The sequence below is a fragment of the Clostridium puniceum genome (genome assembly GCF_002006345.1).
Taxonomy (GTDB): domain Bacteria; phylum Bacillota; class Clostridia; order Clostridiales; family Clostridiaceae; genus Clostridium; species Clostridium puniceum.
On sequence record NZ_LZZM01000188.1, the window covers coordinates 35,986 to 44,591 of the forward strand.

Consider the following 8,606-nt stretch of genomic DNA (forward strand, 5'->3'; position numbering starts at 1 on the left):
ATAGTTAAAAAATGACGATACAATTTGCATAGTTATAAAGATTTTATCAAGAAAAACTAATGACTAATTTAAAACTTTTAAGTGGATTGAATTTCAATAAGAATATTTGTATACTTAAGTTAAGTATGGAATTATTAATAAACTATGTAAATCCATATAAACACATTTTATTGGAAGGTGTAGTATGAAATATAAATTAATTTGCATAGATATGGATGGAACACTTTTAAATAGTAATCATAAAATCAGTAAAATTTCAAAAAGTACTCTTAGAAAAGCTCATGATATGGGAGTTCATGTAGTTATTAGTACAGGTAGAACTTATGTTGATGCAGTAGCCTACTCAGATTTTATAGGGTTAAATTCTCCTATTATTGCATGTACAGGGGCAATTATTAAAGAAAAGCATGGTGATGATGTTATTTATAAAAGTGTTATTGATGAGGAAGCGTGTAAGAAGTTATTAAAAATATTTAATAAATATAATGTAAAACCTATTTTTAATAGTGTATATAAAATATATTGTGGTGACTTAAAGTTAAAAATTGGTATAGAGCTTTTAAAAATAAGAGGGTTTATAAATAGAAATGTTAAACTAAATTATATAAAAGATGAAGAAAAATGGTTTGATGTTTTTAATCATGAGAAAGATAATATAATTAAATGTGAGATTATAAATAGAAATAGAGAAAAAATACATAATCTTAGAAAAGAATTAGAAAGCGTAAGTGAAATTGAAATTACCAGTTCATCTAATCATAATATTGAAATTACTAAAAAGGGAACCTCAAAGGGAAAGGCAATTGAAATTCTTGCAAATTATTATAATATTAAAAAGGAAGAAATAATTGCTATAGGTGATAGTGACAACGATTTATCAGCTATAGAGTTTGCAGGCATGGGAGTTGCAATGGGAAATGCTAATGAAAAAGTTAAGAAAAAATCAAATTTTGTAACAGATTCTAATGATAATAATGGTGTTGCAAAGGTTATAGTCAAGTTTATTTTAGAAAAATTAGTGTAATATAAAGTTTAATAAAAAAATTTTATAAAATAATATAAAAATTAAGATAATAAAACACTAGTCAATTAAGTGAGGGAAATGAAAATGTTTGGTAAAAACGAAATGAACCAGGTAAAAAAAATACTAAAAGATAATATAGACAATAATGTTATAGCTGGTGGAAATTTAATGATAATAAAAGGTGGAAAAGAAATTTTCTATCATGAAGATGGTTTAGCTGATAGGGAACAAGGAGTTCCAATCAAAAGAGATTCTATTTTTAGATTATATTCTATGAGCAAACCAGTTACAGCAGCAGCGGTGATGATACTTTTGGAACGTGGTGAAATTGATTTATATGAACCAGTAAGTAAGTATCTCTTCGGATTTAAAGACCAGATGGTTGATAAAGGTGAAAGTTTGGTTTCGGCAGAAAGGGAAGTAACAATTAAGGATTTACTCTCTATGACCTCAGGATTGGTATATGGTGGAGATCATAGAGCTGGGAAGGATACAGAAGATTTGTTTCAGGAGATAGGTAGTAGATTACTAGGTGATTCACCAATAAGTACTATAGAAGCTATGAATAAATTAGGAAGATGTAGACTTGCTTTTCAGCCAGGAACTTCTTGGGAATATGGTACTTCTGCGGATGTACTAGGGGCCATTATTGAAATAGTTAGTGGTAAAAGGTTTGGAGAATTTCTAAAAGAAGAATTATTTAAGCCACTAGGTATGAGAGATACTGGATTTTGGTTACCTGAAAAAAAGAGAGAGCGACTTGTAAAAACTTATGCATATAATAAAAATGGAGGTTTAGAACTTTACATCGGAGATCATTTAGGTATAATTCATCAGATGGATAGGGAGCCAGCATTTGAATCTGGAGGAGCTGGTCTAGTATCTACTATAGATGATTATGGAAGATTTGCTAGTATGCTTATGAATAAAGGTAGTTTGGATGGTGTTCAGATTTTACAACCTCACACAGTTAAATATCTAACGTCAGGGACTTTAAATACTATGCAGCAGAAAAGCTTTGATCTTTGGCTTACACTATGTGGACACAGTTACGGGAACTTAATGCGTGTAATGACAGATTGCAGTAAGGCTGGTGATCTGGGAAGTATTGGAGAATATGGATGGGATGGTTGGCTTGGTGCATATTTCTGTAACTGCCCAAAGGAAAATTTAACATTCTTATTTATGATGCAAAAAACTGATGCTGGTACCACTACTCTTACTAGAAAGTTACGGAATATTGTCCTAAGTTCGTGTTGTGAATAAATTAAAATATTTTGAAATTCTCAGAAGTGTAAAAAATAATAGATTTGAAAATTGCATTGTTGAATTCGTAGTAGGAAATAGTTAGAACAAAAATTATTTTTAAATAATTTGACTATTTGTAGGATAAAATAAGGTGAATAATAAAACTATTTATATTTAATGAAAATAATATACAATAATTAAAGGAATAAAACCATAAGCAATTTTTATTATTATAAAAGTGATAGAAAATTCAATTTAATTAAAAAATATATTTAGGAATAACAAAAAGATTTTTAAAAGAGTTTATTATTATGTCTGAGTATTTAAGTGATTGCATGGAACATGAAATAAAGTTGAAATTAAGAGAAGAACTAAAACGATTGATTAAGCTGATTAAAAGAAATATGAAAACAGAATAAATTCACATAGAAAACATCAGTTTAATAATTTGGTGTTTTTTTTATTAAATTGATATAGGTCAATTATAAGTGATTATGTTTAATTTATGATTAAATAAAAGCATATTAGTGATTGCTTTTAAAAATATTAGATTAGTTTTTTAAATATATGTCTTATAAGACTAAAAATTGGTAATGATAATTAGATGAAGTATACATATATTTAGTAAAAAGTAAATACTTTTGTAGTAAAATATATGTTTTAAAGCGTAAAAGAATGTTTTGAAAAAAAGAAGCGTATACGTAAAATATCTGCTTTTTTAAGCTTGAAAGTACATATTTTAAGAAAAAAATATGTACTTAAGCTATGTATTATGAGAATATGTAATTACAAATAATTCATAATAGTTACTATTTCTAACAAAAGTGATAGTAATTAAGTTAATTATGTGGCTAGAGATAAAATTTACCTTAAAATAAGTAAAATGTAATGGTAAAGTGGAGAGTTAAAAACTTTTTCACAATAAGCAAATTTAATTATTATTGATAAAGAAGATGTAAATAATTAATTAAGTATGTTTTATAAAATATAGACATTAAAGAATAATGTGATGATGAATATGCTATGTGTTGATACAGTATGGGAATCGTCTAGGTTATGAACTTTTATTATAAAATTTGCAACATGTGCTTTACAAAACTAAAGCACATGTTTTTTCGAGATATAGAACTCATAATATTAAAAGAAATAAAGAAAATATTCATACTTTGCCAGATAGTGATTTTATGAAGAAAGTCACAGAACTTGGAGAAACTTCAAAAAAAGTAATTAACAACAATGAATTATTAGAAATAATTACTCTTATACTAAAAAAAGATTTGAAAATATTGGGAAAATATCATTATAGATGAAAAGCGAATGTAATATATCAGTATTTAGTGGAAAGCAAGATTCGATTACTTTAAAAGAGCTTGATGAATGGAGTAACCACAATAGTGGAGAGCGGAGGATATATACTTTTGAAGGGAATTATTTTTTTATTAACGATAATCCTGAAAATATAATTGATATTATAAATAGGATGTTATGTTAAAGAAAAACGTATTAAGAGAGGAATTGTTATGAAAAATAATAATGTGGATATTTCAGAGTTAAATATTATAAGTGAAATAGAGAAAAATAGAATTATAAATGAATTTAATAAGACAGATGCAAAATATATGAAGAAAACAATACAACAATTATTTGAAGAACAAGTAGAAAAGATACCCAATAATATAGCAGTAGTATTTAATGGTCAGAGACTTACTTACAAGGAATTAAATGAGAGAGCAAATTCTTTAGCAAGAGTTTTAAGAGAAAAAGGTGCAGAGGCAGAAAAAATTATAGGAATAATGGTAGATAGATCTTTAGAAATGATCATAGGAATAATAGGAATATTAAAGGCAGGGAGTGCATATTTACCGATAGATCCTGAATACCCAGTTGAGAGAATAAAATATATGTTGGAAGATAGTAATACAGAGATACTTCTAACTCAAAAAAAATTACAAAAAAACATAGACTATGATGGAGAAATCATAGATATAGAAGATCCAGCTTTATATGAAAGAACAACAAGTAATCTGAAAATGTTAAGTGAAGTACATAATTTAGCATATATCATATACACTTCAGGAACCACAGGAAGACCAAAGGGGGTATTGGTAGAACATATTGGGATAGCTAATCTGAGAGAATTATTTGAGAAAAAGCTACATATAAATGAACAAGATAAGGTGATACAATTTGCTAGTATTTCTTTTGATGCATCTGTATGGGAAATAAATATGAGTTTATTAAATGGAGCCGAGTTGCATATATTATCAAAAGAAACAATTGATAATTATGAAAACTTTAGTAATTATATCAATGTACATAACATAACAGTGGCAACGATACCACCCATATATTTAGGTAATGTCGATGAGCAGAAAATAAAAACACTAAGGTTATTAATAACTGCTGGATCAATTATTAATAAAAAAATATTAAATAAGTGGTGTAAAAAGGTAGATTATATGAATGCATATGGACCCACAGAGACAACAATTTGTGCAACGATGTGGAACTATGAAGAAGTTCAAAATCTATCGTCAGTACCTATTGGAAAACCGCTAAATAATTTAAAAACGTATGTAGTAGATGTTGACAATCGCTTAAATTTAATGCCGATAGGAAAAGTGGGAGAGTTATGTATATCAGGAGATAGCTTGGCAAGAGGATATATAAATAGAAAAGAATTAACAGTCGAAAAATTTGTAGACAACCCATTTGAACCAGGAACCAAAATGTATAGAACGGGAGATTTAGCAAAATGGCTAAACGATGGGAATATAGAATTTGTTGGAAGAATAGATGATCAGGTAAAAATAAGGGGATTCAGAATAGAATTAGGTGAAATAGAAAATCAACTTTTAAAAATTAAAGGGATAAAAGAGGCAGTAGTAATAGATAGAAGTGATATGCAAGGAGAGAAGTATCTTTGTGCATATATAACGTCTGAAGAAGCAATGGAAATATTATCAGTAAGGCATGAACTTTCAAAAGAGATTCCTGCATATATGATTCCAAGTTACATATTTCAGATTGATAAGTTACCATTAACATCAAATGGAAAAATTGACAAGAAAGTACTTTTAGAATTAAATATAATTGAAACTTCACATATATCATTTGAAGCCCCTAGAACTAAGATAGAAGAGATTTTGGTTAATGTATGGGAAGCTGTACTAGGCATAAAAGGAATAGGTATAAATCATAATTATTATCAAGTGGGTGGAGATTCTATAAAATCAATACAAATTATATCAAGACTCCAAAATCATAATATTCATCTCCTTGTTAAGGATTTAATGGAGCATCCTACAATAAGTGAATTAAGTGAGCATGTAATATACAAGAATTTTGAAATAGATCAAGGTACGGTTGAGGGGGATGTAAAATTTGCTCCTATACAAAAGTGGTTTTTTGACAGCAATTTCTCAGAAGAGAATTATTGGAATCAATCTTTTATTTTTTATAAAAAGGATTGTATAGACGAACAAATATTAAGAAAATCCTTTGTAGAAATTATGAAGCATCACGATGCCTTAAGGATGATATATGAAAAAGATAGAGGAGAAGTTTATCAGAAAAATAGAGGACTAGAGGGAATTGAAGATGTATTTACTCTAGATCTATATGATTTAGTGGAAGATAAGAAGTATGAGGATAGCATAGAAATATTATCAAATGAAATACAAAAAGGAATGGATTTAGAAAAAGGAATTTTACTAAAGCTAGGTCTATTTAAAACTCCAGTAGGTGATTATGTGATTGTAGCAATGCATCATATAATTGTAGATGGTATATCTTGGAGAATTCTTATGGAGGATTTGGAAACAGCATATGGAGCTATAGAAAAGCAAGAAGATGTAATATTGCCTAGCAAGACTACTTCTTATAAAGAATGGAATCAAAAGCTTATAGAATATGCTAATAGTAGAAAGATACTTAAAGAAATAGAATACTGGAATACAATAGAGAATACAGATATAAAAGAAATACCAAGGGATTTTGAAAAAAGTGAAACTTTAATGGGAGAAACTAAAACTATTACGATAAGTCTCTCAAAGAAAGAAACTGAGAAGCTTCTAAGGAAAACCAGTATGGCATATAATACTCAAATAAACGATATACTACTTTGTTCTCTTGGTATGGCAGTTAAAGAATGGTGTGGAAATGAGAAAGTACTTATAAATCTTGAAGGGCATGGTAGAGAAGATATTATAGAAGATGTTTTAATTGATAGAACTATAGGATGGTTTACAATTATGTATCCAGTAGTTTTAGATATGACTAATACTGATGATATCTCATATTCTATTAAATACATAAAGGAGACTTTAAGACGTATACCTAACAAAGGTATAGGTTACGGAATACTAAAATATTTAACTAATAATGAAATAAAGGACAAGATTACTTTTAAATTAGAGCCAGAGATAATTTTTAATTATCTTGGAGAATTTGCCCAAAGGGAAAGTACGAGTTTATTTAAATATTCTAAGCTAATAAGTGATACTTCTAGTATTTCAAAAGCAAACAAAAAAACACATCCTATTGAGATTAATGGATTAGTTATAGATGATGAACTTAAAATAGAATTTAATTATAGTATAAAAGAATATAAAGAAGAAACAATTAATAGGTTATCAAAAAAATATTTGGAGCATTTAATTAATATAATAAATCATTGCGAAATGAAGCAAGAAACAGAAAAAACTCCATCGGACTATGGAGATAATGAACTGACTATAGAAGAATTGGAAAAGATACTCATTGTTAACCAAGATATACAAAAAATTCATTCTTTAATACCAATGCAGGAGGGAATATTATACAATTTAATACTTGATAAAAATTCTCGTGCTTATTTTGAACAAAGTATAACAGAGTTAGAAGGAACATTAAATATAGGAATATTAAATAAAGTATTTAATCATCTTATAGAAAAGTATGAAATATTAAGAACAGCATTTTTCTATAGAGGCATGATTAAACCTAAGCAGGTAGTTTTAAGTAAAAGAGAAATAACAATAAACTATGAAGATATAAGCAGTTTTGACGAAGAAAAAAAAGGTGAATACATAGAAGAATTTAAAAAAGAGGATATAAATAAAGGCTTTGACTTAACAATAGATTGTTTAATTAGAGCATCTGTAATAAAGACCTCTCATAATAAATATAAAGTAATATGTAGTTTCCATCATATAATTATGGATGGATGGTGCTTAGGGATCATAATGAAAGACATAACTAATATGTATAAATCATTATGCGCGGAAAAAGAAGCCATTATTGAAAAAGCCCCATCTTATGGTAAATACTTAGAATGGTTTGACAAGCAAGATAAAGCTTTGGCTTTAGAATATTGGAGAACTTACCTTGAAGAATATGAGCAAGAAATAGTACTGCCAAAGTTAAATACAATGTCAAATAGCTTTAATAATAAAGAAGAAGTAATTTTTATTGAGAATGAATTAATAGAAAAATTAAAAAACATAGCTAAAATAACTAATACAACATTAAATTCTGTAATTCAAACAGCTTGGGGAGTATTACTCCAAAAATATAACAATACTGATGATGTAGTATTTGGTTCTGTAGTTTCTGGAAGAGCAAATGAAGTTGAAGGTATAGAGATGATGGTAGGGTTATTTATAAATACTGTACCTGTAAGAATAAAAACAGATAGCAGAACGGAATTTAAAGAAGTTGTAAAAAAAATAAATAGAGACTTTATTGAATCTAATACATATAGCTATTGTTCATTGGCAGAATTACAATCATTGACTTCTTTGAAAAACAAGCTTATAAATTACATTTTTGTATATGAAAATTATCCAGTCAGTGAAAATTTAGATTCAAATAAAAAAGAAGACTTAAAAATTGAAGATTTTAAAATATTTGAGTATACAAATTATGATTTCGGAATTCTTATACCACCGAGTGATGAATTAAATATAAAAATAACCTATAACGGTAACGTATATAGTGAAGAAATTATAAAGTCAATAAAGGATAATTTATATAACCTGTTAAATTCTGTATCATTAAATCCAAGTGTTAAGTTATCTGAATTGGATATGATAAGCGTGGAAGAAAAAAACAAACTGCTAAATGAATTTAATAAGAATAAAGAAATATCATCAGAAAAAACAATACAGGAATTGTTTGAAGAACAAGCAGAGAAAACGCCAGACAATATAGCAGTAGTATTAGATGGTCAAAAGTTAACTTATAGAGAATTAAATGAAAAGTCAAATTCTTTAGGAAGAGCCTTAAGAGAAAAAGGTGTAAGAGAAGAAAAAATTGTTGGAATAATAATGGATAGATCTATAGAAATGATTAT

General features: G+C 27.4%; 5 protein-coding genes. All 5 read left to right on the forward strand.

The window, feature by feature from the left end; all coding sequences use genetic code 11:
- The first annotated feature begins 184 nt into the window (after positions 1-184).
- The gene (locus CLPUN_RS16960) at positions 185-1,024 is read left to right on the forward strand and encodes a Cof-type HAD-IIB family hydrolase (RefSeq protein ID WP_077848426.1); all 840 of its coding nucleotides are present in this window, start codon (positions 185-187) and stop codon (positions 1,022-1,024) included.
- 84 nt (positions 1,025-1,108) lie between these two features.
- Positions 1,109-2,290 carry a serine hydrolase domain-containing protein gene (locus tag CLPUN_RS16965; RefSeq protein ID WP_077848427.1) on the forward strand — a complete coding sequence of 394 codons (1,182 nt, stop codon included), beginning with the start codon at positions 1,109-1,111 and terminating at the stop codon, positions 2,288-2,290.
- A 1,166-nt stretch (positions 2,291-3,456) separates the two neighbouring features.
- Positions 3,457-3,582 (forward strand): hypothetical protein, encoded by a 126-nt coding sequence (locus CLPUN_RS29255; protein ID WP_278281667.1) that lies wholly within the window; start codon positions 3,457-3,459, stop codon positions 3,580-3,582.
- Positions 3,579-3,764 (forward strand): hypothetical protein, encoded by a 186-nt coding sequence (locus CLPUN_RS16975; RefSeq protein ID WP_077848429.1) that lies wholly within the window; start codon positions 3,579-3,581, stop codon positions 3,762-3,764. Before CLPUN_RS29255 ends, CLPUN_RS16975 begins: the two co-directional genes overlap by 4 nt.
- A gap of 28 nt (positions 3,765-3,792) precedes the next feature.
- The coding region (locus CLPUN_RS16980; protein WP_143329076.1) for a non-ribosomal peptide synthetase at positions 3,793-8,606 on the forward strand (4,814 nt) is incomplete at its 3' end.